This window comes from Leucobacter sp. NPDC058333, from assembly GCF_042726155.1.
In the GTDB taxonomy this organism is placed as follows: domain Bacteria; phylum Actinomycetota; class Actinomycetes; order Actinomycetales; family Microbacteriaceae; genus Leucobacter.
On the sequence record NZ_JBHXHV010000001.1, the window covers coordinates 22,129 to 46,118 of the forward strand.

Annotated in this window: 28 protein-coding genes; 10 read left to right on the top strand and 18 right to left on the bottom strand. The window is 66.9% G+C overall.

The window, feature by feature from the left end; genetic code table 11:
* Window positions 1-83: 83 nt before the first annotated feature.
* The 6 genes from ACFWHR_RS00095 to ACFWHR_RS00120 form a co-directional block, all read right to left on the bottom strand.
* Window positions 84-842, bottom strand: a complete 759-nt coding sequence (locus ACFWHR_RS00095; RefSeq protein ID WP_382446230.1) for an ABC transporter ATP-binding protein — start codon at window positions 840-842, stop codon at window positions 84-86.
* A complete protein-coding gene (locus ACFWHR_RS00100; RefSeq protein ID WP_382446231.1) occupies window positions 839-1,675 on the bottom strand; it encodes an ATP-binding cassette domain-containing protein in 837 nt (278 codons plus the stop codon). The genes ACFWHR_RS00095 and ACFWHR_RS00100 overlap by 4 nt, the downstream gene beginning before the upstream one ends.
* Window positions 1,672-2,592, bottom strand: a complete 921-nt coding sequence (locus ACFWHR_RS00105) for an ABC transporter permease (RefSeq protein WP_382446232.1) — start codon at window positions 2,590-2,592, stop codon at window positions 1,672-1,674. The genes ACFWHR_RS00100 and ACFWHR_RS00105 overlap by 4 nt, the downstream gene beginning before the upstream one ends.
* Window positions 2,589-3,551: an ABC transporter permease gene (locus tag ACFWHR_RS00110; RefSeq protein ID WP_382446233.1), complete on the bottom strand. Its 963-nt coding sequence runs from the start codon at window positions 3,549-3,551 to the stop codon at window positions 2,589-2,591. The genes ACFWHR_RS00105 and ACFWHR_RS00110 overlap by 4 nt, the downstream gene beginning before the upstream one ends.
* A gap of 79 nt (window positions 3,552-3,630) precedes the next feature.
* Window positions 3,631-5,136 (bottom strand): ABC transporter substrate-binding protein, encoded by a 1,506-nt coding sequence (locus ACFWHR_RS00115; RefSeq protein ID WP_382446234.1) that lies wholly within the window; start codon window positions 5,134-5,136, stop codon window positions 3,631-3,633.
* A 70-nt stretch (window positions 5,137-5,206) separates the two neighbouring features.
* On the bottom strand, window positions 5,207-6,055 hold the full coding sequence (locus tag ACFWHR_RS00120) for a DUF1684 domain-containing protein (protein ID WP_382446235.1): 849 nt from the start codon (window positions 6,053-6,055) through the stop codon (window positions 5,207-5,209).
* A gap of 351 nt (window positions 6,056-6,406) precedes the next feature.
* Here ACFWHR_RS00120 and ACFWHR_RS00125 point away from each other — a divergent pair, with 351 nt between their 5' ends.
* Window positions 6,407-7,288 carry a hypothetical protein gene (locus tag ACFWHR_RS00125; RefSeq protein ID WP_382446236.1) on the top strand — a complete coding sequence of 294 codons (882 nt, stop codon included), beginning with the start codon at window positions 6,407-6,409 and terminating at the stop codon, window positions 7,286-7,288.
* Window positions 7,289-7,338: 50 nt separating this feature from the next.
* Here the strand turns inward: ACFWHR_RS00125 and ACFWHR_RS00130 are convergent, their stop codons facing one another.
* Window positions 7,339-9,315: a M13 family metallopeptidase gene (locus ACFWHR_RS00130; RefSeq protein WP_382446237.1), complete on the bottom strand. Its 1,977-nt coding sequence runs from the start codon at window positions 9,313-9,315 to the stop codon at window positions 7,339-7,341.
* Window positions 9,316-9,383: 68 nt separating this feature from the next.
* Between ACFWHR_RS00130 and ACFWHR_RS00135 the strand changes: the two genes are divergently transcribed.
* The 5 genes from ACFWHR_RS00135 (at window position 9,384) to ACFWHR_RS00155 (ending at window position 13,766) form a co-directional block, all read left to right on the top strand.
* Window positions 9,384-10,724, top strand: a complete 1,341-nt coding sequence (locus ACFWHR_RS00135; RefSeq protein ID WP_382446238.1) for an MATE family efflux transporter — start codon at window positions 9,384-9,386, stop codon at window positions 10,722-10,724.
* A gap of 91 nt (window positions 10,725-10,815) precedes the next feature.
* Window positions 10,816-12,069: an MFS transporter gene (locus ACFWHR_RS00140; protein WP_382446239.1), complete on the top strand. Its 1,254-nt coding sequence runs from the start codon at window positions 10,816-10,818 to the stop codon at window positions 12,067-12,069.
* A 24-nt stretch (window positions 12,070-12,093) separates the two neighbouring features.
* Window positions 12,094-12,786 carry an endonuclease NucS gene (nucS, locus tag ACFWHR_RS00145; RefSeq protein ID WP_382446240.1) on the top strand — a complete coding sequence of 231 codons (693 nt, stop codon included), beginning with the start codon at window positions 12,094-12,096 and terminating at the stop codon, window positions 12,784-12,786.
* A gap of 26 nt (window positions 12,787-12,812) precedes the next feature.
* A complete protein-coding gene (locus ACFWHR_RS00150) occupies window positions 12,813-13,310 on the top strand; it encodes a GNAT family N-acetyltransferase (RefSeq protein WP_382446241.1) in 498 nt (165 codons plus the stop codon).
* A gap of 84 nt (window positions 13,311-13,394) precedes the next feature.
* On the top strand, window positions 13,395-13,766 hold the full coding sequence (locus ACFWHR_RS00155) for a hypothetical protein (protein ID WP_382446242.1): 372 nt from the start codon (window positions 13,395-13,397) through the stop codon (window positions 13,764-13,766).
* 59 nt (window positions 13,767-13,825) lie between these two features.
* Here the strand turns inward: ACFWHR_RS00155 and ACFWHR_RS00160 are convergent, their stop codons facing one another.
* Genes ACFWHR_RS00160 through ACFWHR_RS00180 form a run of 5 tightly spaced genes read right to left on the bottom strand, consistent with a single transcriptional unit; the run spans window position 13,826 to window position 16,357 of the window.
* The gene (locus ACFWHR_RS00160) at window positions 13,826-14,122 is read right to left on the bottom strand and encodes a hypothetical protein (RefSeq protein WP_382446243.1); all 297 of its coding nucleotides are present in this window, start codon (window positions 14,120-14,122) and stop codon (window positions 13,826-13,828) included.
* Between the two features lie 39 nt (window positions 14,123-14,161).
* On the bottom strand, window positions 14,162-14,626 hold the full coding sequence (locus ACFWHR_RS00165; protein ID WP_382446244.1) for a cyclase: 465 nt from the start codon (window positions 14,624-14,626) through the stop codon (window positions 14,162-14,164).
* 6 nt (window positions 14,627-14,632) lie between these two features.
* Window positions 14,633-14,902, bottom strand: coding sequence for a hypothetical protein (locus ACFWHR_RS00170; RefSeq protein ID WP_382446245.1), 270 nt, complete (start codon window positions 14,900-14,902; stop codon window positions 14,633-14,635).
* Window positions 14,903-14,952: 50 nt separating this feature from the next.
* On the bottom strand, window positions 14,953-15,741 hold the full coding sequence (locus ACFWHR_RS00175; protein WP_382446246.1) for an alpha/beta fold hydrolase: 789 nt from the start codon (window positions 15,739-15,741) through the stop codon (window positions 14,953-14,955).
* A complete protein-coding gene (locus ACFWHR_RS00180; RefSeq protein ID WP_382446247.1) occupies window positions 15,728-16,357 on the bottom strand; it encodes a TetR family transcriptional regulator in 630 nt (209 codons plus the stop codon). The genes ACFWHR_RS00175 and ACFWHR_RS00180 overlap by 14 nt, the downstream gene beginning before the upstream one ends.
* Window positions 16,358-16,487: 130 nt before the next feature.
* On the opposite strand from ACFWHR_RS00180, the gene ACFWHR_RS00185 reads away from it, so the two are divergent.
* Genes ACFWHR_RS00185 through ACFWHR_RS00200 form a run of 4 tightly spaced genes read left to right on the top strand, consistent with a single transcriptional unit; the run spans window position 16,488 to window position 19,139 of the window.
* On the top strand, window positions 16,488-17,132 hold the full coding sequence (locus ACFWHR_RS00185; protein WP_382446248.1) for a biotin transporter BioY: 645 nt from the start codon (window positions 16,488-16,490) through the stop codon (window positions 17,130-17,132).
* Window positions 17,129-17,971 carry an energy-coupling factor ABC transporter ATP-binding protein gene (locus ACFWHR_RS00190; RefSeq protein ID WP_382446249.1) on the top strand — a complete coding sequence of 281 codons (843 nt, stop codon included), beginning with the start codon at window positions 17,129-17,131 and terminating at the stop codon, window positions 17,969-17,971. Before ACFWHR_RS00185 ends, ACFWHR_RS00190 begins: the two co-directional genes overlap by 4 nt.
* A gap of 4 nt (window positions 17,972-17,975) precedes the next feature.
* Window positions 17,976-18,659: an energy-coupling factor transporter transmembrane component T family protein gene (locus ACFWHR_RS00195; protein ID WP_382446250.1), complete on the top strand. Its 684-nt coding sequence runs from the start codon at window positions 17,976-17,978 to the stop codon at window positions 18,657-18,659.
* 18 nt (window positions 18,660-18,677) lie between these two features.
* Window positions 18,678-19,139, top strand: coding sequence for an SseB family protein (locus tag ACFWHR_RS00200; RefSeq protein ID WP_382446251.1), 462 nt, complete (start codon window positions 18,678-18,680; stop codon window positions 19,137-19,139).
* Window positions 19,140-19,176: 37 nt separating this feature from the next.
* Here the strand turns inward: ACFWHR_RS00200 and ACFWHR_RS00205 are convergent, their stop codons facing one another.
* From ACFWHR_RS00205 to ACFWHR_RS00230, 6 genes are all read right to left on the bottom strand, one after another.
* On the bottom strand, window positions 19,177-19,812 hold the full coding sequence (locus ACFWHR_RS00205) for a hypothetical protein (protein WP_382446252.1): 636 nt from the start codon (window positions 19,810-19,812) through the stop codon (window positions 19,177-19,179).
* 51 nt (window positions 19,813-19,863) lie between these two features.
* Window positions 19,864-20,439, bottom strand: coding sequence for an HdeD family acid-resistance protein (locus ACFWHR_RS00210; protein ID WP_382446253.1), 576 nt, complete (start codon window positions 20,437-20,439; stop codon window positions 19,864-19,866).
* 107 nt (window positions 20,440-20,546) lie between these two features.
* Entirely contained in the window at window positions 20,547-20,741 is a 195-nt protein-coding gene (locus tag ACFWHR_RS00215) for a 4-oxalocrotonate tautomerase family protein (RefSeq protein WP_382446254.1), read from the bottom strand.
* Window positions 20,742-20,759: 18 nt separating this feature from the next.
* Complete coding sequence (locus tag ACFWHR_RS00220) at window positions 20,760-21,725, bottom strand: biotin-dependent carboxyltransferase family protein (protein WP_382446255.1); 966 nt, start codon at window positions 21,723-21,725, stop codon at window positions 20,760-20,762.
* Complete coding sequence (locus ACFWHR_RS00225; protein ID WP_382446256.1) at window positions 21,715-22,608, bottom strand: allophanate hydrolase subunit 1; 894 nt, start codon at window positions 22,606-22,608, stop codon at window positions 21,715-21,717. Before ACFWHR_RS00225 ends, ACFWHR_RS00220 begins: the two co-directional genes overlap by 11 nt.
* Window positions 22,605-23,960 (bottom strand): acetyl/propionyl/methylcrotonyl-CoA carboxylase subunit alpha, encoded by a 1,356-nt coding sequence (locus tag ACFWHR_RS00230; protein WP_382446257.1) that lies wholly within the window; start codon window positions 23,958-23,960, stop codon window positions 22,605-22,607. The genes ACFWHR_RS00225 and ACFWHR_RS00230 overlap by 4 nt, the downstream gene beginning before the upstream one ends.
* Window positions 23,961-23,990: the final 30 nt, after the last annotated feature.

The window sequence follows — 23,990 nt, forward strand, 5'->3', positions numbered from 1 at the left end:
GGGGTGTTGGTGGTGCGACACGCGCCACAAGTTACCCCGTTCGCCCGGGGGGGGCGTGAGGGGGAGGGTGGAGTGGGCGGGGGCTACGGGGTCGGGAGGCGCGGGATCGCCGCGATCAGGCGCTGCGTGTAGGTTTCGCGCGGGGCTGCAAGCACGGACGCGGTGTCGCCCGCTTCAACCACGCGCCCGGCTTCAAGCACGACGGTGCGCTCGCACGTTGCCGCAACCGCGCCCAAGTCGTGCGACACCATCACCAGCGCGAGCCCGTGCTCGGCGCGCAACTCGTTCACGAGCTCAATCACCTGCGTACGCGTACTGACGTCGAGCGCGCTCACCGGTTCGTCGGCGATCAGCACGCGCGGCTGCACCACCGTCGCGCGCGCAATCGCGATGCGCTGCCGCTGCCCGCCAGAAAACTCGTGCGGATACCGCTCAGCCGCGTCCTCGGGGAGCCCCACCGACTCCAGTGCCTCGCGCACGCGCTGCCGCGCCTCTTCGCCGCGGGCGAGGCCGAGGGATTCGAGCGGTTCCGCGACGATGCGGTCCACGCGCTGCCGGGGGTCGAGCGACGAATACGGGTCCTGAAACACCGCCTGCACGCCAGCCCGAAACCGACGCATCAGCGCGCGATCGCGTAGCCGCAGCGGTTCGCCGTCGAAGCGCACCTCGCCGCGCTGCGGGGATGCGAGCCCGAGCAGCAGCGCGAGCAGCGTCGACTTACCGGCACCTGATTCGCCGACGATACCGACCGACTCCCCGGCGCTCACCGCAATATCGACGCCGCTGAGCGTGAGTCGTTTGCCGTACGAAAAGTCCACCCCGCGGGCCTCAAGCAGCGTCATGGTCTCGGCTCCGTTTCGGGCGCTGAGCCGTCAAGCGCGCTGTCGAGCACGCGCGCGTGCGCGACCAGCTGCTCCGTATAGGGGTGGTGCGGCGAGCGCAGCAGCTCAAGCACGCTGCCCGATTCGACGACGCGGCCGTGCTGCAGCACCAGCACTCGGTCGGTCATCTGCGAGACGACGGCGAGGTCGTGGCTCACGAAGAGCAGCCCCATGTTGCGCTCGGCGACGAGCCGATCGAGTAGCCCGAGCACCTCGGCCTGCACCGTGACATCGAGCGCGGTCGTGGGCTCGTCGGCGATGAGCAGTTTCGGCTGCGCCGCCAGGGCGATCGCAATTGCGACGCGCTGCCGCTGCCCACCCGATAGCTCGTGCGGAAACGAGCGCGCGAGCCGCGGTTCGTCGAGCCGCACCTCCGCGAGCGCCGCGCCCACGGCGGTCTCAAGAGCCGCGCCCGAGAGCCCGCGGTGGCGGCGGATCGGCTCGGCGATCTGCCGCCCGACGCGCATCAGCGGATCGAGCGCGGTCAGCGGTTCCTGGAACACGATGCCCGCGACGGGACCCCGCAGCGGACGCAGCGCATCCTCGCTCGCGCCGATCGTTTCCACTCCGCCGAGCTGCACCGACCCTGCGGCGCGGAGGCCAACGGGAAGCAGGCCGGTTACGGCGAGGGAGGTCAACGATTTGCCGGATCCGGACTCGCCAATCAACCCCACACGCTGCCCAGCAGACACCTCAAGATCGACCCCGTCAACGAGGGTTGCGTCGGCCGATTGCACCGTTAGGCCGCTGATGCGGAGCAGTGGCTCGCTCCTGTGCGGCAGCCGGTCACTCATGCGGACCTCCCCCGCCTGGTCGGATCGGTTGCGTCGCGCAGCCCGTCAGCGACGAAGTTCACGCCGAGCACCAGCACCACGAGGGCAATGCCGGGTGCGATCGCGCCGGCGGGTGCGGTGAGCACCGTGCCCTGCGCCTCCTGCAGCAGTCGCCCCCACGAAGCGTTGGGCGGGGGTGCGCCCAGGCCCAGGTACGAGAGGCTCGCCTCGGCGAGCACCGCCGCGCCGAACTGCAGTGCGAGTGTCACGGCGAGCGTCGGCGCCATGTTCGGAAGCAGGTGCCGCCGCACGATACCGAGCGTGCGCGTGCCGCTCGTGCGGGCAGCGATGACGTACTGCGATCCGACCGCGCGCTTCGCGAGGATGCGAGCCACGCGAGCGACGATCGCCGACATCGCGAGGCCAATCGCGAGAATGGCCGAGCCGAGCGATGGCGGTTGCAGGGCGACGATCAGCATCGCGGTGAGCAGCACTGGGAACGCAATTGCGACGTCAATAAACGCCGAAATCGCGTCGTCGAGCCACGGTGCGGCGAGCGCGGCGATGAGGCCGATCGTGACGCCGAGCACGGCGGCAATAATGACCGACCCGGCCCCGACCATGAGCGCGATCCGCGCGCCGACCATGAGCTGACTGAGCAGGTCGCGGCCGAGCTTGTCGGTGCCGAGCAGGTGCTCGGCGCTCGGGGGCGCGAGTCGCCCGCCCGTCGTGTCGTCGAGCGGAAACGGCAGCCAGACGAGCGAGACGAGCGCAGCGAGTACGACCAAACCGACGAGCACGATGCCAACGATCAGCGTGACGCTGCGGCGGGAACGCCGCGAGCCACGCCGCGAACTGCGCCGCGAGCTACTCTCCGAACCGCGCCGTGAGCCGCGATCGCGCGGTGCTCGCTCGCGAATACCCGGTGTCGCGCTCATGCACCCACCCCCACTGACCGACGCAGCCGCGGGTCGACGACGCGCTGCACCACGTCTGCGGCAAAGCCGACGATCAGCACGGCGAGCGTCGTGACCACGAGCACGCCCTGAATGGCGGCGAAATCGTGCCGGGAGATACCGTCGACGAGGTAACTGCCGAGACCCGGCAGCGCGAAGACGCTCTCGACGACCACGGCGCCGAGCAGTGTCGACGCGAGTTCGATCCCGAGCACCGAAATCACCGGCACGGCGCCGTTGCGTAGGCCGTGTCGCCACAGCGCCTCACCGAAGCCGGAACCGTGCGCGCGAGCGGTGCGCAGGTAGTCGCTCCCCAGCACGTCGAGCGTCGCCGAACGCACGTAGCGGGTGAGCGACGCTCCCATCACGCACGCGATGGCGAGCGCTGGCAAGACGAGCGAGGAGATTGCCCCCGCCGGATCAGCCCAATCGTCGATCGGGAATCCGCCCGTGGGGAACCATCCGAGTACCAACCCGAAGATCCAGACGAGAATGATGCCGACCCAAAACACGGGCACCGCGATCCCGAGCTGCGCGACCCCGGAAAGCAGCACGCCGTACCAACGATCCGCCCGGACAGCCGCGGTGACGCCCGCTAGCAATGCTCCGACCACCGCGATGACGAACGCGAAGAGTGTGAGCGGGATGGTCACGACGAGGCGCGCCGCGACTTCGTCGCCGACCGCCACGCCCGTGATCAGCGAGTCGCCGAGGTCGAATCGCAGCATCTGCGCGACCCAGCTGCCGAACTGCGCGAGCAGCGGCTGATCGGATCCGACCTGGGCGCGCGCAGCCTCGACCTGCTCGGGCGTCGCGTTCACAGACAGCAGCGCGTTCGCGGGATCTCCGGGCAGCAGTCGCAGCAGGATGAAAATCAGCACCATCGCTATGGCGAACGAGCCCAGCAAGAGGAGGCCGCGCCGGATCACGTATCCGAGCATCGGCCCTCCCCTCCTGCGACTGCGCTGATCACGCGTTGTGCGTCGTTTACGCGTGGTGCGCGCGGTTCACGCGCCGTGACTACTCCTTGACGATGTTATAGGCGAAGAACTGCGAGTTGAGCCCGTTGACCGGGTATCCCTTCACATCGTTCGATGCCACGACGATCTGCGGGTACAGGTACAACCACGCGCTCGCGGCGTCGCCGGCGATCTGGCGGTTCGCCTGCTTCAACAGATCGGTCTGCTCGTCTTCAGTGCTGGCCTGCTCGGCGTCGCTGATGAGCTTCGTCACCTTCGCATTGTCGTAGCCCCAGTAAAAGTCTGGGTTGCCGTACCAAACGACGTCGCGATCGTTCACGTGTTCCTGCAGCGTCGCCTCGAAATCGTGATCCTTGAACACCTTGGTGTACCACTCGTCAGCGCTGATTGTGTTGATCTTGACGGTGACGCCGACCTTTTTCAGCTCCGACTGTAGAAACTCAGCCACCGCGGGGTGCGGGTCATAGCTCGGGGTGTCGAGCGTGAATTCGAAGCCGTCGCCGAGGCCCGCCTCATCGAGCAGCGTCTGGGTGCGCTCGGGGTCATACGGATTCAGGTCTGTGAGATCTTCGTACCAGGGGTCGGTCGGAGGCACCATCGATCCGGTGACGGTTCCGTAGTCACCCCAGATCGCGTTCAGCAGCTTTTCGCGATCAATTGCCGAGTAGATGGCCTGGCGCACCTTCACATCGTCGAACGGCGCAACCTTGTCGTTAAACGCGAGCAGTTCCTTGGTGGTCGACTGGCCGTCGTTGACGGTGAACTTGCCGCCGTCTTCGAACTGCGACAGCGAATCAGGATTCTGCACGCTCGTGATGAGGTCGATGCGGCCGCTCTGCAAGGCCGTATCTTCAGCCGTCGCGTCGGTGAAGTAGTTGTAGACAACCTCGGCGTTCTTCGCGGCGTCGCCCCAGTAGTCGTCCCAGCGGTTCAGCGACAGGCTGCTGCCGCGCTTCCATTCGCCCACGGTGTAGGGGCCGGTGCCGTCCTCGGACTTCTCGAGGTCGGTCGCGTCGGAGTTCACGATCCAGATGTAAGAGAGCAAGTACGGGAACGAGATCGAGCGTTCCTTGAGCGTGAACACCACGGTCTGGTCGTCGGGCGTCGCGATGTCAGAGACGACCTCGACGCTCGACTTGCGGGCCGACTGCGAGTCGGGGGCCACAACGGCCTCGACGCTCGACTTCACGTCGGCGGACGTCATCGCCTTGCCCGAGTGGAACTTCACGTCGTCGCGCAGCGTGAACGTGTAGGTCAGGCCATCGTCGCTCATCTCGTAGCCCGTCGCGAGCAGCGGTTCCGTCGTGCCGTCGTCGTTCAGACGGTAGAGCGCCTCGTACACGTTGCCCGTGAGCGCCTCGGTCACGCCCTGACCACCGCCCGCGGTGTTGCTCAGGTTGATGGGTTCGTAAAGCGAGCCGATGCGGATCGTGGCGTCGGCGCCACCCGCCGACGCGCCGCCATTCGACGCGCAAGCGGTGAGCGCGATCGCGGCGACCGCGATGGCACCGACCGCTGCAAGCGCAGATTTCTTGAAGGAGGGCATGGTGTTCCTTTGGGTGAGGAGGCCCGGGCGGGCCTAGAAAAAAGGGGGGGGGACGCCGGCGAAGGCGGAATTACACCGTGTAGATGTCGAAACCGTCAGCGAAGCGCGGCAGGCGCTCCCCCGCGTGCACCGGCCACGGGAGTCGGTTTTGCGCGGGCGGCATCGGGCAGTTGTACTGCGCCGAGAAGCCGCACGGCGGCACAAACGCGCGGTTGAAGTCGAGGCGCACGTGGCCCGTTTCGCCGTACTGGTCTGCCTCGCGCTCAACGAACAGGAAGCGCCCGGCGCCATACGTGCCGGTCTCGTCATCGCGCCCGTTCGTCGGATCGCCGAACACAAGCAGCAACTGCCCTGCGTCGTCAAACGCCGCGAGCGTGAACGTCTGCCCGTCGCGCTCGAACGTGATGTCGCCAGGCACCACGAGATCGCGGCTGCCGCCGGCATCGCGAATGTGTTCGAACGGCACGGTACGATCCGCCGATACCGGGGTAAATTCTGCGTCGATGATCCAGCTCGGGTCGAACGGGAAGGTCTCGATGCGCTCGAAGGCGCGGATCGCGGGAGCGTTTGCATCCCACACTCGCAGGCCGAATTCCGCGTGTCCGGTCGAAATGTTCTTCCGTTCGAGCGGGGTCACGGTGATGCCCGGCTTCGCCGCAGCACGCTCCGACTCGACGAGGCGCTCGGCCTCTGCGGCGTCGATGTCGGCGTGGGCGTTGGCGGCGCCCGCGGCGTTGGCTGCGTTGGCGGCGCCGCCCGCAACGCCGCCCGCGAACCAGCGGGTCTCGATGAGGCTCAGGTTGCCCGTCGCCGAGGTGACCGCTGCGTGGCGCGCTGCGCGCCACGCGTCGTGCTGCGCCTCGGGCGAGTGCGGCTGCGCGTTATCGGCTGGTGCGGCTGGTGCGTCGGCTGCGTTCATTGTGTGTTTTCCTCCTGAGCCCGTGGCCGCGCCCCGGGATGAAGCCCCGCGAATGCCACGCATTCACAATCTGCAAGTATCGCGCATCCCGGCTAGACACGCGAACGCGCAAGGAATGAAACGACATCCGCCGCTCCCCTATTCCGCTGCGCGCGTACGCCCCTCCCCACCTCGCCCCACCCCTCCCACCTCCCCACCCCTCCCCGGCCCCATACCGGAGCGGGGCAACTTGTAGGGGGTGTCGCGCCACCGACACGCGTCGTAAGTTACCCCGCTCCGGTTTGGGGTGGGGTGGGGTGGGGTGGATGGTGCATGCCACGTTTGCGCAGGGGCATGATCTACCATTCCGGCATGGCTACACCTTCGCGCACACAGCGCATCATCGCGCGCGTCACGTCGCCGCGCCCCACCACCGGCGATGCCGCACCTCGCCCAGTCACGGAACGATCGCTCGACCGGCTCCTCGCCGTACAGCGCCCACCCGTGCTCGCGCACCTGCGCCGTATCCGCAAGAAGTATCCGCACGCGACCCCCGACCAGATCGTTCGGGTGCTCGAAACGCGCTACCTCGCCACCGTCACGGCGGGCGGCGCTGGCGTCGGCGCGGCCGCGGTGATTCCGGCGGTGGGCACCGGGATCGCGCTGGGTCTCGCCGGGGCAGAAACACTCGGTTTCGTCGAGGCGACGGCGCTCTTCGCGCACTCCATCGCGGAGGTACACGGCATTGCGGTCACCGACCGCGAGCGCACTCGCGCGCTCGTACTCGCACTCATGCTCGGCCAGGAGGGCGCAGATCTTGTGCGCCAGGTCACCGCGCAGGCGGTCGGCGGGGGTGGATCCCGACGTGATTACTGGGGGAAGATGCTCACCTCGGCTGTTCCTCGGTACGCCATGGGCCCGCTGCTTGACCGACTGAAGACGTCCTTCATGCACCGTCTCGCGGGTATTGGCGGTGCATCGGTGATCGGCAAGGTGCTGCCGTTCGGCATCGGAGCAGTGGTCGGCGGCACCGGCAATCACCTGCTGGCGCGACGCGTCATCAAGGCCTCGCGGGAAGCGTTCGGCCCCGCCCCGTACGTGCTGCCGACCGAGCTCGAGCCCGTGCGCGGCCAGCTCGCGCAGCCCGTGGAGCACGTGCAGCAAGCGCAGTACGCACAGCCGACGCAGTACGCCCAGCCGACGCAGTACGCGCAGCCCGCGCAGTACGCACCGCCCACGCCTCCCGCGCAGTAGATCCCCCGGCTGCTGGCCCCGGATCGAAAGGCGCTCGCCGCGCCCGCCAACTACCAGATCGTGACGCGCTCCGCGGGGTCCAGCCACAGGCCGTCACCCTCGCTCGTCTCGAACGCCGCGTGGAACGACGCGAGGTTGCGCACGATCTGGTTGCAACGGAATTCGTTCGGCGAGTGCGGATCGATCGTCAGCAGCCGCACCGTCTCTTCAGGGCGCGACTTCTGCTGCCAGGCCTGCGCCCACGCGAGGTAGAAGCGCTGCGCGCCGGTGAGCCCGTCGATCACCGGCGACTCGGCGCCGCCGAGCGACCGGAGGTACGCCTTCCAGGCGATTTCGAGGCCCGAGAGGTCGCCGATGTTCTCGCCGATGGTGAGTTCGCCGTTGACCGTCTGCCCGTCGGCGCCCTCGGGCGACAACGCGTTGTACTGTCCGATCAGCGCGCTCGTCAGCTTCTCGAACGCCGCGCGATCGTCTTCGGTCCACCAGTCAGTGAGCTTGCCGTCGCCGTCGTAGCGCGAGCCCTGATCGTCGAAGCCGTGGCCGATCTCGTGCCCGATGACCGCGCCGATTGCGCCGAAGTTCGCCGCATCGTCCCAGCTCACGTCGAAGAACGGCGGCTGCAGGATCGCCGCGGGGAAGACGATCTCGTTGAAGCCCGGGTTGTAGTACGCATTGACGGTCTGCGGAGTCATGAACCACTCGTCGCGGTCGATGGGCTTGCCCACTTTGCCGATCTCGCGCGCAAACTCGAGCTCGGCGACACGGCGAGAGTTGCCGGTGAGATCGCCGGCGTCTGCGGCGAGCGCCGAGTAGTCGCGCCACTTCACCGGGTAACCGATCTTCGGGGTGAACCGGTCGAGCTTCTCGAGAGCACGGGTGCGCGTCTCGGGGCTCATCCATTCGAGGCGCTCGATTGAGTCACGGTACGCCTCGATGAGGTGCTCGACCAAAATGTCCATGGCTGCCTTGGCGCGCTCGTCAAAGTGGCGCTCGACGTAGAGGCGGCCGACCGCCTCGCCCATCGCGCCCTCGACGAATGAGACGCCGCGGCGCCACCGCTCGCGCTGCTCTGGAGCGCCCGTGAGCGCCGTGCCGTAGAAGTCGAAGTTCGCGCGCGAAATCTCTTGCGACAGCAGCGCGGCAGACGACCGCACGAGGCTCCATGCGAGCCACGCACGCCACGCATCGAGTTCGTCGGCGACGAGCAGCTCGGCCAGGCCGGTGATTGCCTCGGGCTGGGCTGCGACGACCTCGGCGAACGCCGATTGCGGTGCCCCCATAGCGTCGAGGTAGGCGGTCCAGTCGAGCTGCGGAGTCAGTTCTTGCAGCTCGGCGAAGGTGCGCAGGTTGTACATTTTCTGGATGTCGCGGCTCGCGACCTTGTCCCAGTGTGTCGCTGCGATGCGCCGTTCGAGCTCGTAGGCGAGACCGGCCAGGCGCTCGGCATCTGCGACCCCCGCGAGGCCCAGCATGCGCGCGATGTGCGCCTGGTACTGCTCTCGGATCTGTGCAAACTGCTCTTCGCGGTAGTACGACTCGTCGGGCAGGCCGAGGCCACCCTGCATCACGAACACGATGTAGCGGGCTGGATCGCCCGGATCATTGTCGATGTACATGCCGTAGAAGCCGCCCAGGCCCTGCCGCTCGAACTCGGCGACCACGGTGAGCAGCTCGTCGATCGAGCCGACCGCCTGCGCGCGTGCGATGTCGGCGGTGATCGGCTCGGCGCCCAGGGCGTCTGCCCGCTCAACGTCCATGAAGCTCGCGTACAGCGCCGCGACCTTGTCTGCCTCGGTCGCAGCTCCGTCACCGGCGGCTGGCGCTTCGGTACCGGTGATGATGTCGCGTACGGCCTCTTCGGCGTTCTCGGCGAGCACAGCAAACGAGCCATAGCGAGCCTTGTCTGCTGGGATCTCCGTGCGGTCGATCCAGCGACCGTTCACGTGGCGGTAGAGGTCGTCTTGCGGCCGCACCGCAGGATCGAGTTCGGTCAGGTCGATTCCGGAGGTGGACGCTGCGTTGCTCATGCGACCACCCTACTGGTGGCGTCAGGCATTCCTATGAGCGTTTCGCCGCCAACCGCTACCGTTGATCCATGACCTCAGCCGCCCCGCGGGCCGAACGCCGCGGCATCGACCGAAGCATCGCGCATCTCGCGATCCCGGCGCTGGGCGCGCTCATCGCGGAGCCACTGTTTCTGATTGTCGACTCCGCGCTGATTGGCCACCTCGGCGCCGTGCCGCTCGCGGGTCTCGCCGTTGCCAGTGCAATTCTGCAGACCGCAGTGGGGCTGATGGTGTTTCTCGCGTACGCGACGACGCCGCTCGTCGCACGGCGGCGCGGCGCGGGGGATCTGCCGGGTGCCGTGCAGGCGGGTGTCGATGGCCTGTGGCTCGCCCTCGGCGTCGGAGTCGTGGTCGGTGGCGCGCTCTGGTTCGCGAGCGGCCCCCTCGTGGCGGCCTTCAACACGGCCGAAGACACTGCGCGGCAGGCACTCGCGTACCTCTCGGTCTCGTGCCTCGGCATTCCGGCGATGCTCATCGTGTTCGCCGCGAGCGGCCTGCTGCGCGGCCTCCAAGACACGCGCACACCGCTCGCGGTAGCGACGATCGGCTTCGCGCTCAATGCGCTGCTGAACTGGTGGTTCATCTACGGGTTGGGGTTCGGCATCGCGGGCAGCGCATGGGGCACCGTGCTGGCGCAGTGGGCGATGGTCGCCGTCTATCTCATCGTCGTCGTGCGCCACGTGCGCCGCACTGGCGCGAGCCTGTTGCCACGGCGTGATGGCGTCGGCCACGCGGGTCGCAGTGGCGGCTGGTTGTTTATTCGCACGGTCGGGTTGCGCGCCGCGCTGCTCGTGACGGTGTTCGCGGCGACGAGCCACGGCACCGCGGCGACCGCCGGATATCAGGTGGTATTCACCATATTTACGACCGCGGCGTTCGCGCTCGACGCCCTCGCGATCGCGGCGCAGGCGCTGATCGGCGACGCTCTCGGTTCCAGCAACCGGGATCGCGCGCGAGCGGTGATGCGTCGCACCGTGTTCTGGGGCATCGGGTGCGGCGTGGTGTTCGGCGGCGCTCTCGCGCTGGCGAGCCCCGTGATCGGCCGCGTGTTCACGAGCGACGCAGAGGTGCTCACGATGTTGCCAGGCGCGATTCTGGTGCTCGGCGTTTCCCTGCCACTCGCTGGGCTCGTGTTCGTGCTCGACGGCGTCTTGATGGGCGCGGGCGACGCGCGCTACCTCGCCTGGACGAGTCTCGTGAATCTCGCGGCGTATCTGCCGCTGCTCTGGGCGCTCACGGTGCTGGTGCCCACGGGCACCGGTGCGCTCATTGCGCTGACCGCGGGCTTCACCGTCGTGTTCATGGCTGCGCGCGCGGTCACCCTCGGCATCCGGGCACGCGGAGAGCGCTGGATCACCCTGGGCGTCTGAGCCTCACCGCGATCTGCGCACGCTCGCGCGTGGCGACGGCGCGCGTTGATACGCTGAACTCCTTCGGTCCGTCGAACTGCACAGGAGCCTCGTGACCCGCTCGCCCGACCCCCGCTTCGCCGTGCGCTGGACATACGGGGTACTCGTTATTTTCGCCCTACTGGGCTTTGGCTTCGGCAGCTGGCTGGGGCGCCTCCCGTCACTGCGCGACCACCTGGGCGCCAGCACGCTCGAGATGAGCTGGTTCGGTCTCTCCCTCGCGCTCGGATCACTCACCGGACTCGTGTTCTCGGGCCGCACGGTGTCGTGGCTCGGCCCTCGGCGCACGCTCGCCGTCGGCATCACCGGCCAGGCATTCGCGCTGCCCGTTGCTGCGACGCTGTTCTGGGTGGGCGCCCCCGCGCCCGCGGTCGTGTTCCTGGTGATCTACGGGCTCACATTCGGCACCTCGGACGTGGCGATGAACGTCAGTGGCGCGGGCGCGGAGCGCGCACTCGGTAAACCGCGCATGCCGCTGCTGCACGCCGCCTACAGCCTCGGCAGCGTGAGTGCGATGGGCGTCGCAGCGCTCGCAGAATCGACGGGCATCATCGTGCCGGTGCACCTCGGAGGCGTGTACGCCCTGATCCTGATCCTCGCGATCTTCGCGCTGCCGAATCTGCCGCCGGGCAACCGCGACGAACCACTCCCGGAGGGGATCCCGAACGTGCACACGGGCCCCATTCCAGTGCCCACGACGACCGGCGGTGTACCGATCGGGGCCCGCCCGTATTCGCCGTGGCGCGAACCGCGCATCATCGTGATCGGGCTGATCGCGATGTCAATGGCGCTGGCCGAGGGCACCGCGAGCGACTGGTTGCCGCTCGCCCTCGCCGACGGCCGCGGTTTCGCGAACGAATCTGCGGCACTCACGCTCGGTGTGTTTTTCGTGTCGATGACGCTCGTGCGCATCGCCGGGTCTTGGCTGCTCACTCGCTTTGGGCGTGTGCGGGTGCTCCGCGGGGGCGCGATCCTGGTGATCACCGGTCTCGCGTGCGTGATCCTCGTCCCGTTCTCGTGGGCCGCGATTGTGGGGGCCGTGCTGTGGGGCGTCGGATGCGCGTTTGGGTTCCCGATCGGCATCTCTGCCGCGGCCGACAACCCCGCGACAGCGACGCGTGACGTGGCCGCCGTTTCGGCCATCGCTTACACCGCATTTTTGCTCGGCCCGATGAGCATCGGATTCCTCGGCGAGCACGTCGGCCTGCTGCAGGCATTCTGGCCGCTCGCTGCGTTTGCCGCGTTCGTGTGCCTCGCCGCGCGCGCCGCCCGCGAGCCTCAGCTGGGCTTCGGATCATCACGCTAAGCCGGACCCGGTAAACTCTCGCGGGTGCGAATCGTTGTTGCAGACTGCTCAGTCGACTATGCAGGCCGCCTCTCGGCGCACCTGCCGCGTGCGAAGCGCGTGCTCATGCTCAAAAACGACGGCAGCATCCTCGTGCACTCGGACGGCGGCTCTTACAAACCGCTGAACTGGATGAGCCCGCCGTGCTCACTCTCCGCCGTCGAACTCGATGAAGATCAGACCAGCGCCGGCATCGTCGAAGCGTGGCAGGTCACGCACAAGAAGACCGCTGACAAGCTCATCGTGTCGCTCTTTGAGGTGTTTCACGATAGCTCCCACGATCTCGGCGTCGACCCCGGGCTCATTAAGGACGGCGTCGAGGCGCACCTGCAAGAGCTGCTGGCCGAACAGATCGAGCTCGCGGGCGAGGGACACACACTCGTGCGCCGCGAATACATGACCCCGATTGGCCCGGTCGACATCCTGGCGAAAGACGAGAACGGCGGATCGGTAGCGATCGAGATCAAACGCCGCGGCGGCATTGACGGCGTCGAGCAGCTCACCCGCTACCTCGAACTAATGAACCGCGACCCAAAGCTCGCGCCCGTCGTCGGCGTCTTCGCCGCGCAAGAGATCAAGCCGCAGGCGCGCACGCTGGCAGAGGACCGCGGCATCCGCTGCCTGTTGCTCGACTACGACGCGATGCGCGGCATGGAAGACAAGAACACGCTGTTCTGAGCCTTTTGAGCTTCTGAGCATCTGAGATGAAGCCAACATGGAGCTTCCGGCCGAGCGACAGCTCTGACGCGAAGTGGATGGCCGAGGTGCGGGCCGAAGTGATGCGCCCCGACCTCGAACGCCTCGGTCGCTTCGATGCGACGCGGGTGCGGCAGCGCTTTCTCGACGCCTTCGCACCGGAATACACGCGTGTGATCGAGGTGGACGGTCACGATGCAGGGCTCGTCGCGATTCGACCCGATGCCGAGAGCTACTGGATCGAGCACTTCTACTTGGCGCCGCACCACCAGGGTGCGGGTATCGGCGGCGAAGTGCTCACCTATCTACTCTCTGACCCTGGGTACGCAGGGCGAGTCTTCCGGCTAAACGTGTTGCAGGGAAGCTCGGCGCGCCACCTGTACGAACGACACGGCTTCGAGCTCGACCACGAAACCCCCATGGACATCTACATGCACCGCACCCCACCCTCGCACACCCCCACCCCGGTCGAGAGCACTGAAATGGACCGTAAGTCACGGCAATAACGGCCATTTGCGTGCGTTGGATGAATTGCACAGGCGATGCATGTTTCAGCATGAAGATGACTAGCCCAGCGTCGAATTTACGGCGTGGAATTTCTTTGGTCCCCCACCTGTGGAATGCTGTCGATCATGGGGTATTTGATTCATGGGGGCCATGAGTACGAGTTCGAAGACCGACTTCTGCTGCACTTGAAGTTCGTGATCGGACAAAAACTACGTAAGCAGGAATGTTTCTTCCTGAGCTGGCACAGGGGAACGGGTGAGGGCAGCGGGCGGGTTTCCGTCTGGTTGTCGCCCTACGTAACGGTGGCGTTCCGGTTCTCGGGCAGCCGCGAGCCGGAATACAACCAGATCTGGTTGAAAGCTCTCACCGCGCTTGCGCACACGCCGCGCGGCCTCGTCGTCATCTCAGAGGACGACGCCGAACGCTATGCGAAGAAGAATCCAGATCTCGTCTGAGCTCATCTCGTCTGAGCTCATCACGTCTGAGCTCGTCACGGTGACGTCGAGCGGCCACCTCAGGGCGCGAGGCGCTCAGCTACCCAGCTGACGCCCTCGCGCCGCACCGCGAGTTCGAGCTGTTCGGCGCCACCGTCGCGCTTCACCGTGCACCGCCAGCCGGTGTGACGCTCATCCGAATGCGTAATGAGCGGGTGCATGTGCCCATCGGGCACCTCGATAATGGGAAGCGGGTCGCCCTCGACCCGCCACCTGGAACGCTCAAATACGAGCCGCGCTGGCCGACCCTCGACCAACCAGACGACGACGGTGTCGTCGCTCATCGACATCTGTGGACCGATCACTGTTTCGAACATACGTTCGAGTGTAGACGCATCGATCCCACGACATGCCGACTACAGTGACGCAAGCAATTCGGCATTCCGCCACGCAATCAGACCGCGCAGATACGGCACCAGCACGACGTCCTCGACCAACCCACCAAAGACTGGCGACGCGAGCGTAATCGTGTCGCTCATGCGGGTGCCCATGCGCGCGCCCACAGCCGCATCAGCACCAATCGCTTCAAAAACGTGCTCGTGCCGGAAACGCCGAAATGGCCCGGCAATCTGCTCATCAACAAACCTGAGCGGTGCCTCGAGCTCGGTAATGCGCGAGGTCATCGTGAACCAGACGCCGAAGTGCCGCGCCCGCCACGTCACGTGCTCGCCCAGCCCGATCGATCCCGACGTCACCCCACCGATCGCCCGCTCGCGCGACCGTGCCATCGAGGCGACGTGCCGATCAATATCGAGCGAGGCCGCGAAGAGCACCTCCGGCGGCACGTCGGCCACGGTCACCAGGGTGAAGGATCGGGTCACCCGTGTTCACTCCCCCGCTGCGCCCGGCTCAGGGTCAGCGCCAGTGAGCTCGCGGCGATCCAAGCCGAAGTGAATGAGCAGCGCGCCCGCGAGAAACACCGAACCCGTCGTCGTGCCGACCGTCCCGATGAAGCTCACGAGCCCCATGAACACCCAGTAAAAATCATTTGCGCCCACGAACGCCGGAGTCAGGAAGTTGAGGGCGTAGCTACACAGGAACGACAGCACCATGATGCCGACGCCTACCCAGGCGAGTACTTTCAGGTTCTTCCGCACGCGACCACCCCTCAGCTGCGGCGCTCGTCGAAACGCACAGCGCCTGAGCCCTACGCTAACGAACTCGTCGCGTTTCCCATACCCGCTGATCGAGTCCCCAAGAAGTCCAGGATCATCGACGCCACCGGCTCTGGGCTACGAATCATTGCCTCGTGACCCCGATCCGGGATCTTCTCCATCGTGCCGTCTGGCAGAGCCGCTGCAACCTCGGCCACCCAGTCGAGCGGGCAGACGCGGTCGACCTCGCCGCTCAGCACGAGCGTGGGCACCTCGATGTGCGGGCAGATCGCCTCGATGCGGTGCGCCAGCATGAACCGCAGCTTGTTCAAGAACCACTTCGGGCTCGTCTTCGCGTACTCCCACATGCCGAGCAGCAGCACCCGGGGCGTCTCTCCCGCAAGGTCTTGAACCATGCGCAGCCCCTGGCGGATCGCCGTGCGCTCGTGCCGATTCACGGTCGGGGCAATGAGTACGAGTGCCTCGACGAGCTCGGGGTGCCGGTACGCGACCTCGGCAACAATCTGCGTGCCCATAGAGTGCCCGACGAGTACCGCCCGCCCCGGCACCCGGTCGCGCACGAACTGCGCGATGACCTCGGCCGTCTCTTCGAGCGTCGCGACCGTGCCCGGCTCGGGCGAGTCGCCGAACCCCGGCAGATCGACTGCGAGCACTCGCGCGTTCGCCGAGAGCTCTTCTCCGACTCCCGCGTACACAACGCGTCCCATGCCGATGCCGTGTATCAGCACAAACACGCGATCGCCGCCGTCGACTGGGCCACTCGTCTCCGTGTAGGCCATCGTCACCGGGCCGTGTTCGTAGGTCAGATCACGCGAAGCCATGAGAGCAGGGTACCGTGAGCCCGGCAACGACAATGTCGAGCCCCCGCTCGAAGGAAGCGTCGAGATCGGCTGCGGGATCCGCGTCTGGTCGTGTGGTCTGGACCCCATCCGCGGCACCACTGTCGCCGTCGCCGCCCCCCACGAGGCCGCCGAGCGCACCGAGCGCCGCCGCCTGGCGATGCGTCTGCGTCGCCTGCGCGTGGCCGAATGTGTAGAGCAGCAGCGTGCGCGCGCCGTCGGCCCCGACGAGTGCTGCGAGCCGTCGCTCGACGGCCGACGATCCGAGTCGAAACGCGGCCGCGGTCGCCACGACATCCGCCCCGTCACGCACCTGAAGCATCGCACCCCGCAGCGCGAGACAGATGAAGCGCGCGCGGTCGGTGTCGTCGGACGCGGCAGCATCACTCACAGAGAGCAGCTCAGGATCGGGCACCGCGGCGACAATCTCGTCGGCCATGAGCGCGAGCAGGCTCTGCTTGTTGGGAACGTGATGGTACAGCGCGCTCGGCTGCACATCGAGCTCGGCGGCGACACGACGCATTGAGCATCCTTCGAGACCCTGAGCGTCGAGCACGCGCAGCGCTGCGGCGACGACATCGGAGAGCGTGTTGCGCATTTCCCCAGCCTAGCGCTAACCTGAACACTGTTCACCAGAACACTGTTCAGGTTGGTGTCATCACCGGCCGCCGAAGCGCATCGAACACCACGCGCGCACTACGCTGCGCACGACACACTCCGGAGGCATCGTGACCGCTACTAACCCAGCCGCCCCGCCGCACGAGGCGCCGAACGAGACGCCGCACGACACTGCAACGCATGCCGCGCCCCGCCGCCGCAGCGTCGCGACCGACCTCGCTCTCATCGCCACATTCGCGGCGCTCATCGCCGTCTGCGCCATCATTCCCGGCATCAGCCTCGGCCCCGCCTCGATCACGCTGCAGACACTCGCGGTGTTGCTCTCGGGCGCGGTGCTCGGTGCCAATAGAGGGTTGCTCGCGGTGCTGCTCTACATGGCGGTCGGCGCAGCCGGTCTTCCTATTTTCAGCGGCGGCTCGGCCGGGCTCGCGCCGTTCGCCGGGCCGACCATTGGCTACCTCGTGAGCTTTCCGCTCGCCGCGTGGCTCACCGGCTTTATCGTTGAGCGTCTGCCGCGGCGCAAGATCGCCACGAGTGTGCCGCTGATCTTTCTTGCCGGTCTGATCGCAAACCTCGTCTTCGTGCACCTCCTCGGGCCGCTCGGCCTCGCGTGGCGTGCTGACATGACCATTGGCGCGGCTTTCCTGTTCGACCTCTCCTTCTGGCCCGGCGACCTCATCAAGACGCTACTCGTCGCCATCATCGCGACCGCGGTGCATCGCGCCTTCCCCGCCCTGCTACCCTCTCGTCGATGACCACTGACGCGCACGCAGCACCCGCGGCACCCGGCTCGAATGAGTCGGGTGCCGCGGGTGCTGTCGCGGGTCGCGCTGCGGCGCAGAGCGCGGTGCACCTGCGCGACGTCATCGTGACAGCGCCAACCGCGACGGAAGACCTCACGATCTTGCGGTTGACCACGCTCTCGCTCACCGAACGCCGTGTCTCGATCATTGGCGGTAACGGGTCGGGCAAGTCGACGCTCGCGCGACTTGTCAACGGGCTCGTCGAGCCCGCAGCGGGTTCCGTCGGGATCGAACTGGGCGAAGAAGATGCGTCGGCTCGAATGCTCGACACCCGACACGACGGGGCAGCCGTGCGCCGCCGCGTCGGCTTCGTCTTCACCGATCCCGCCGCGCAACTCATCATGCCGACGGTGATCGAAGACGTCTCGCTCTCGTTTCGCCGCAGCCACCCCGACAAGGCTGAGCGCCGTGCCGCGGCCCTCGCAGCACTCGAACGCTTTGGGTTGCAGCACCTCGCCGACCACAGCGTGCACACGCTCTCAGGCGGGCAGAGACAGTTGCTCGCCATTACGTCGGTGCTCGCCACTGACCCCGCGATCCTCGTCGCAGACGAACCCACGACCCTGCTCGACCTGCGCAACGCCAGCATGATTGGCGACCTGCTGATGTCGCTGCCGCAGCAGGTCATCGTCGTGACCCACGATCTCGACCTTGCCGCCCGCGCCGACCGCACGCTCGTGGTCGAAGACGGCCGCGTGGTGTTCGATGGAGCGCCCGCCGCCGCGATCGCGCACTATCGACGCGCGGCGACCCAGCCACCCGATCACCTCAGCACCCCGATCAGCCGGTGACGCGATGATCTCCGCCTCACCGCTCGGCGAATACATCGCCCGCCAGAGCCCGCTGCATCGACTCAGGCCTGGCGCGAAACTGCTCGGCCTCTTCGCGTTCGCGATCGCGATCATGGCGACTGGCGGCCCACTGTTCACCACTGGGGGATTGGTCATCGGCGTGGTGCTAGCGGCACTCGCCGGTCTGCGCGGTCGCGAGTTCTGGCGGGTGTCGCGTCGCTTCGCCCTGATCGCCGTGCCGCTCCTCCTGTTTACCTCGACGAGCGCGGCATTCGCAAGAGACGGCGGCTGGGGGGCGAGCGGTCTCATAGTGCCGAGCGCCGACGCCTGGGCCGCCGGTTTCGCTCGCGGCTACTCCGTGATCGGCGACCTGTTTGCGTTGATCCTCGCCGCGAGCACCGTCACCGCGAGCACCGCCGTCGACGACATGCTCGACACCATCACCTGGCTGATCGGGCCGCTCAGGCGCTTCGGCGCGAAGCCGGAGCGGGTTGCCCTCGCATTCTCGCTCGTGATCAGAGCGATCCCGAGCATCCTCGGCATCGCCCACGAGACTGCCGCGGCCGCCCGCGCGCGCGGGCTCGAACGCGACCCGCGAGCGCGCGTCGTACCGCTCGTGTTGCGCACGGTCGCGCATGCGCAGCTCACCGGCGAGGCACTCGCAGCGCGCGGCATCGGCGAGGAGTGAACGCGTAGGCTGGTGCCCATGACCGAGCAGCCGCCGATCCCAGATGACGTGCACGCCGACTACGCGAACGAGGCGGTGCGTGAAGCCCTCAACGCACTGCAGGCCACCCCCGATTACGAGCATCTCGCAGCCTTTCTGAATGCGCTACGCGACGGCTACCTCGTCGTCGATGTGACCGGCACACCGTCGAAGAAGCGCGGGCACCGTGCGCGCACCATCCGTTCGACGACGGGCAAGCCCGTGCTGCCCATCTTCACGTCGATGGCCGAATTGCGCGCGCTCGCGCCCGCTCGCCGCGGTGAGCAAATCAAGGGCGCCGTAATGCCCGCCCGCGACGCGCTCGCGCTGATCGGCAGCGACCAATTCGTCGCCGCCGAGTTCGACAAGGCCTCCGCCGCACTCGTCATGCTACGCAAATACGTCATGCTCGCCTCAGGCGAGGGCGAAATCACGGCCGAGCTGCTCGAGGGCATGCGCTAGCCAGATCGAGCGTGGGCGGGCCAGGTGGGTCCGTCGCCTAAAAGTGCATCTGGCGGAGCGTGCCGTACTTGATGAGGATCGCCTCGAGCTCTGGCAAATCCTTGTACTCGAATTGCACGCGCTTGTTGGCGCCGTCGGCGATGATGATGTCGGGGCCGTTCGAGAACGTGAGCGTTGCCCACGGCGAGCCCCACACGACGGCGCCGGCGGCGTCACGGGCAGCGACGCCCTCCGCATCGAAGTCAACGATGACGGCTTTGTTCGTGCCCTTCACCGGGAACGAGACAGGAAACTCGGCGCGCTCCCACGGCTCGAAGTAGACCGACAGACCGAGTTTCGCCTTCGGCCATCCGGCTCGCAGGCTGCGTCCGACGCGCGACACTCGCAGGTCGGTCGGCACACCCTCGCCATTCGGCCCGGGCACCGGCACAGCCTCAACAATGCTGCCAGCGGGATGCGCCTGCCGAAACAGTTCTTCTTGGCGCTTGTCGTGCAGTTCCAGGTCAGTACTCTCAAGCACTGGCTGTCCCCCGGTCCAGCTCACGCGAGTCTGCCAGGTCGGCGCCTCGGCCACACGCTTCTTGCGCGAGCTGCGAATCCCGAAGAAGACGATTGCGACGAGCACCAGCACGCCGATGCCAAGAAAGATCAGAATGCCGGTGTCATCGCTCACGAAAGTAGCTCCTCAGTCGCGTTTGAGCGGGGCGCATCCCCGCCAGTCGAGTTAGACGGTCTTCATGCCGAACGCACGCACGGCCTGCACGATGCCGAGTACGAGCATCGAGATGCCGAGCAGCAGCCACAGCGTGACCGCGCCGAGCAGCGGCGAGAGAATCAGGGTGAGACCGGCGAGCACGCTGATCACGCCGTGAATGATGCCCCAGACCCGGTTCGGCGCCTGCTTCAGCGTGGTGAACGCGAGCACACCCTCGAACAGCCACAGCACGCCGACGGTCACCGACAGGAAGATGGTGAGCAGCGCAGCGGTCGCACCGAGGTTGACGAGCATCACGACGCCGCCGATCACGTACAGCAGCCCGAGCACGATGTGCCCGGTGCGCGCCCAGCCACCGATACCGCGGCCGAACAGCGCGGTGCCGAGGTAGACAACGCCGACGACGAGCGCGTAGGCCGCGGTCACCGCAGCCACGATCTGCATCGTTACCGCACCCGACTTCGCGGGGAAGAAGATAATCAAGAGGCCCAGCACGACGGCGATGAGGCCACCAATGCCGAGTGCGGTGCGAAACCCATCGCCCAGTGAAGACTTCTGAGCGGCTCCGGTTGCTTGTGTAGACATGTGTGCTCCTCGATCGTGTCCCTATGGCACGCCTTCACGTACCCCCACCCCTCATCATGGCGGAAGCTGAGCGAAAGCACGAGAGGCGTGCACGGGAGATGTGAGAGCTAGCGAATCTCCCCGTTAAAGGTCCACTGTTCGCGGGGTACCCCTTCGACCGTTACCCAGGTGTCTGGGCGCGCGCCGTCGGGCCCCGTGCAGTACTCAGCGACGAGTGCGTCGACCGCGACCGCGAGCCGTTTCGCGAGCTCGGGGTCGTTTTGCAGCCGGTGTTCGAACATCTTGATCGTGACGAGCGGCATGGCGTTCCCTCCCTCTTCCTATGACCAGACCCGCGTGAAGCGGGCTGTGCGCTCAGCGCGTGCTGCGAGCGCCTCGTCCATCGTGACGGCCTGGAACCGCACCTTCGTGCCGGGGGCCATGCGCGCGAAGAGATCCATGTCGGCACTGATGACCGTGCCGGCCTGGGCGTAGCCGCCGCCAGACACCGCATCGCAGTGCAGCACGATCGGCTGAGTGCCACCGGGGATCTGGATCGAGCCGACCGCATAGCCAGCGTCCGTGATGTTCGACGGATCCTGACCGGCGCCAAACGGCTGCTCTTCGTGCTTCCACTCCGCACCGGGGCCGTCAAAGCGCAGCCCCATGCGGTCGGCGACGGGCGTCAGCGTCCACTCTGCCTCGGTCAGATTCGCGAGTCCGCCCTCGGTGAGTTTGTGGTCGTATAGGCCGAGCATGATGCGCACGGTGACCTCGCGACCAAAGTCGGGGCGCCACTCCTCAGGCACCTCGTCGAGGCGCGGCAGGCTCTCGGGGAGCGGCTCGCCGACGGGCACGACGTCGCCCGCCTGCAGCGCCCGACCCTCGAAGCCGCCCATCTTGCCGATGGGGTAGGTCGAGCGCGAACCCAGCACCTCCGCCACATCGATGCCGCCGGCCGCCGCGATGAAGAACTTCGCGCCGCCCTTAATTACACCGAACGACAGCTCGTCGCCAGGAGCGAGCTCGACGCGCGAATACTCCGCGACGGGAGCACCGTTGACGAGCACGTCGACGGGGGCGCCAGTGACGGCAACCACCGTCTCGGCGTCGACGCGAATCTTCGGGCCAAGGTAGGTGCACTCAAGCACCGCCTCGTCGCGGGTGTTACCGACGAGCCGGTTCGCGAGCGCGGCGGAGTACTGGTCCATCGCACCGCCCTGCGGAATACCGAAGCGGTAGTACCCGAAGCGGCCACGGTCTTGCACCGTGGTCGCTAATCCCGGTGTGAGAATCTCAAGCGACATCGAGGGCCTCCAGCAACGTGCGGTTGTAAGCGTCGGGGTCAGCGAGGGCGTCGGCCAGCGTAAACGTGACCTTGGCCTGCTTGTAGCGGTAGGTGCCAGCGGCGACCTGCGCCTCGATTTCGCGGTACTCGGCCTCGTCGACCGGGCGGTACTTCACGATGTCTCCGGTGCGGAAAAGCACCATGAAGTCGGCAAAATCAGCGAGCCGCTGTTCGGGATCGAAAATCGGCGTCGGCGTGATCCCGAGCATTTGATAGCCGCCCGCGCCCCGCACCGAGTAGTGCGCGGTGAAGCAGCCACCGTAGCCGATGGTGAGCGCGGGGGTGTCGGTGCGTGGGCTCAGGTACTTCGGCACTTCGAGCTGCCGCTCGCGCGGTGTGAGCTGGAAGAGGAAGGGAAGCCCCGCGACGAAGCCCACCATCGAGACGATCCAGGGGGTTTCGTGGTGCCGACGAATGAACTCTTCGGCCGACGCGAGCCCGTTCACCTCCGCGCTGTAGTCGAGGTCCGTGCCCTCGGGGCGCTGGTGGAAGCCCTCGCGAAAGCGCTCCTCGACCTCTCGCGTGTAGGGATCTGCGTACCAGACGGGCATCTCGACGATGCGGGTGTCGAGCTGCTGCACCGTGGCCTTGCGCACCTCGGACTCGATCTCGCGCAGGCGCGCCTCGAGCACACCGTGGTCGAGCGCGTCAGGGTCGAATCGCACGAGGAGCGAGGCATTGGCGGGGCAGATGTCGACGATGCCGTCGAGTGCGGCCGTCTCGAGCCCGAGCGCCATCGCGTTCGCGATGAAGTTCGATTCGAGCGACATATCCGGGGTGATCTCGACGAGCAAGAACTCGTCGCCTCCCCAGGTGTAGCGGGCGTGCTCTGGCAGGGTCATGCTGGCTCTCCCAACAGTCCGGGTACCGATTCGATGTAGGTGGTGTAGTGCTGCGCTGTGCCGAAGTCGTCAAGCTCCACGAGCCGCCGCATCAGCGGCACCGTCGTCTTGATGCCCGAGATTTTCGTCTCTTCGAGCACGCGCACCGCGCGGGCGAGCGCCTGGTCGCGGTCGGCGGCCCAGACGACGACCTTGCCGAGCAGTGAGTCATAGAAGGGCATCACGGTCTGACCGGCTGAGAAACCGAAGTCGGCGCGCACGCCCGGCCCGCCCGAAAGCTCGAGCGTCTCAATTACGCCGGGGCTCGGCATGAAGTTGTTCTCGGGATCTTCGGCGTTGATGCGGAATTCGAACGCGTGCCCCTCGAACGTGATGTCGGCCTGCGTGTAACCGAGCTTTTCGCCCGCGGCGACGCGCAGCTGCTCGCGCACGAGGTCGATCCCGGTGATGGCCTCACTGATCGGGTGCTCGACCTGTAGTCGGGTATTCATCTCGATGAACGCGACCTCGTGACGCACCGGATCGTACAGAAATTCGACCGTGCCCGCGCCCGTGTACTTGGACTGGCGCGCGAGCTCGACCGACGTCCCGCGCATTTGCGCGCGAATGTCGTCGGGCAGATCGGGGGCCGGGGCCTCCTCGATGACCTTCTGCTGACGACGCTGCATCGAGCAGTCGCGGTCGCCGAGGTGCACCCACGATTCGCCGTCACCGAAGACCTGCACCTCGACATGGCGGGCGCGGGTCACAAAGCGCTCGAAGTAGACGTCGCTCGAGCCGAACGCCGCGAGTGCCTCGGCCTGAGCGATGTCGACTGTGCCGCGCACGTCGGCGCGGGAGTTGATGCGGCGAATGCCGCGCCCGCCGCCGCCCGCCGAGGCCTTCACGACGAGCGGGTAGCCGATGTCGTCGGCGATCGCTTCGATGTCAGATTCGATGTCGAGCGTGCCCTCGGTGCCCTTCAGCACCGGCACGCCCGCGGCGATTGCCGCCTCGCGGGCACGGGCCTTGTTGCCCATGAGTTCAATCGATTCGGGATCGGGCCCGACCCAGACCAGCCCGGCCGCTTGCACGCGGCGAGCAAAGTCGGCGTTCTCAGAGAGGAAGCCGTATCCGGGGTGCACGGCGTCAGCGCCGCTCGCCTCGGCCGCCGCGAGAATCGCGTCGTGGTTGAGGTAGCTCAGCCCGGCAGGTGCCGGCCCGATGACGTGTGTTTCGTCGGCGTAGCGCTCAACGTTGGAGCCGCGATCGGCCTCGCTGACCACGGCGACCGTGGCAATGCCCATTTCTTTCGCGGTGCGAATCACGCGGATCGCGATTTCGCCGCGGTTGGCGATGAGAAGTTTCTTCACTGCAGGTGCTCCTTTGCTCCCGTCGCTGTT

Coding starts and splice junctions, on each gene's coding strand:
- ACFWHR_RS00130 (WP_382446237.1), bottom strand. CDS start 9,315: ATGAGCAACGCAGCGTCCACCTCCGGAATCGACCTGACCGAACTCGAT.
- ACFWHR_RS00220 (WP_382446255.1), bottom strand. CDS start 21,725: ATGTCGCTTGAGATTCTCACACCGGGATTAGCGACCACGGTGCAAGAC.
- ACFWHR_RS00135 (WP_382446238.1), top strand. CDS start 9,384: ATGACCTCAGCCGCCCCGCGGGCCGAACGCCGCGGCATCGACCGAAGC.
- ACFWHR_RS00110 (WP_382446233.1), bottom strand. CDS start 3,551: ATGCTCGGATACGTGATCCGGCGCGGCCTCCTCTTGCTGGGCTCGTTC.
- ACFWHR_RS00100 (WP_382446231.1), bottom strand. CDS start 1,675: ATGAGTGACCGGCTGCCGCACAGGAGCGAGCCACTGCTCCGCATCAGC.
- ACFWHR_RS00095 (WP_382446230.1), bottom strand. CDS start 842: ATGACGCTGCTTGAGGCCCGCGGGGTGGACTTTTCGTACGGCAAACGA.
- ACFWHR_RS00150 (WP_382446241.1), top strand. CDS start 12,813: ATGAAGCCAACATGGAGCTTCCGGCCGAGCGACAGCTCTGACGCGAAG.
- ACFWHR_RS00200 (WP_382446251.1), top strand. CDS start 18,678: ATGACCGAGCAGCCGCCGATCCCAGATGACGTGCACGCCGACTACGCG.
- ACFWHR_RS00175 (WP_382446246.1), bottom strand. CDS start 15,741: ATGGCTTCGCGTGATCTGACCTACGAACACGGCCCGGTGACGATGGCC.
- ACFWHR_RS00120 (WP_382446235.1), bottom strand. CDS start 6,055: ATGAACGCAGCCGACGCACCAGCCGCACCAGCCGATAACGCGCAGCCG.
- ACFWHR_RS00180 (WP_382446247.1), bottom strand. CDS start 16,357: ATGCGCAACACGCTCTCCGATGTCGTCGCCGCAGCGCTGCGCGTGCTC.
- ACFWHR_RS00125 (WP_382446236.1), top strand. CDS start 6,407: ATGGCTACACCTTCGCGCACACAGCGCATCATCGCGCGCGTCACGTCG.
- ACFWHR_RS00115 (WP_382446234.1), bottom strand. CDS start 5,136: ATGCCCTCCTTCAAGAAATCTGCGCTTGCAGCGGTCGGTGCCATCGCG.
- ACFWHR_RS00195 (WP_382446250.1), top strand. CDS start 17,976: ATGATCTCCGCCTCACCGCTCGGCGAATACATCGCCCGCCAGAGCCCG.
- ACFWHR_RS00225 (WP_382446256.1), bottom strand. CDS start 22,608: ATGACCCTGCCAGAGCACGCCCGCTACACCTGGGGAGGCGACGAGTTC.
- ACFWHR_RS00160 (WP_382446243.1), bottom strand. CDS start 14,122: ATGTTCGAAACAGTGATCGGTCCACAGATGTCGATGAGCGACGACACC.
- ACFWHR_RS00215 (WP_382446254.1), bottom strand. CDS start 20,741: ATGCCGCTCGTCACGATCAAGATGTTCGAACACCGGCTGCAAAACGAC.
- ACFWHR_RS00190 (WP_382446249.1), top strand. CDS start 17,129: ATGACCACTGACGCGCACGCAGCACCCGCGGCACCCGGCTCGAATGAG.
- ACFWHR_RS00210 (WP_382446253.1), bottom strand. CDS start 20,439: ATGTCTACACAAGCAACCGGAGCCGCTCAGAAGTCTTCACTGGGCGAT.
- ACFWHR_RS00105 (WP_382446232.1), bottom strand. CDS start 2,592: ATGAGCGCGACACCGGGTATTCGCGAGCGAGCACCGCGCGATCGCGGC.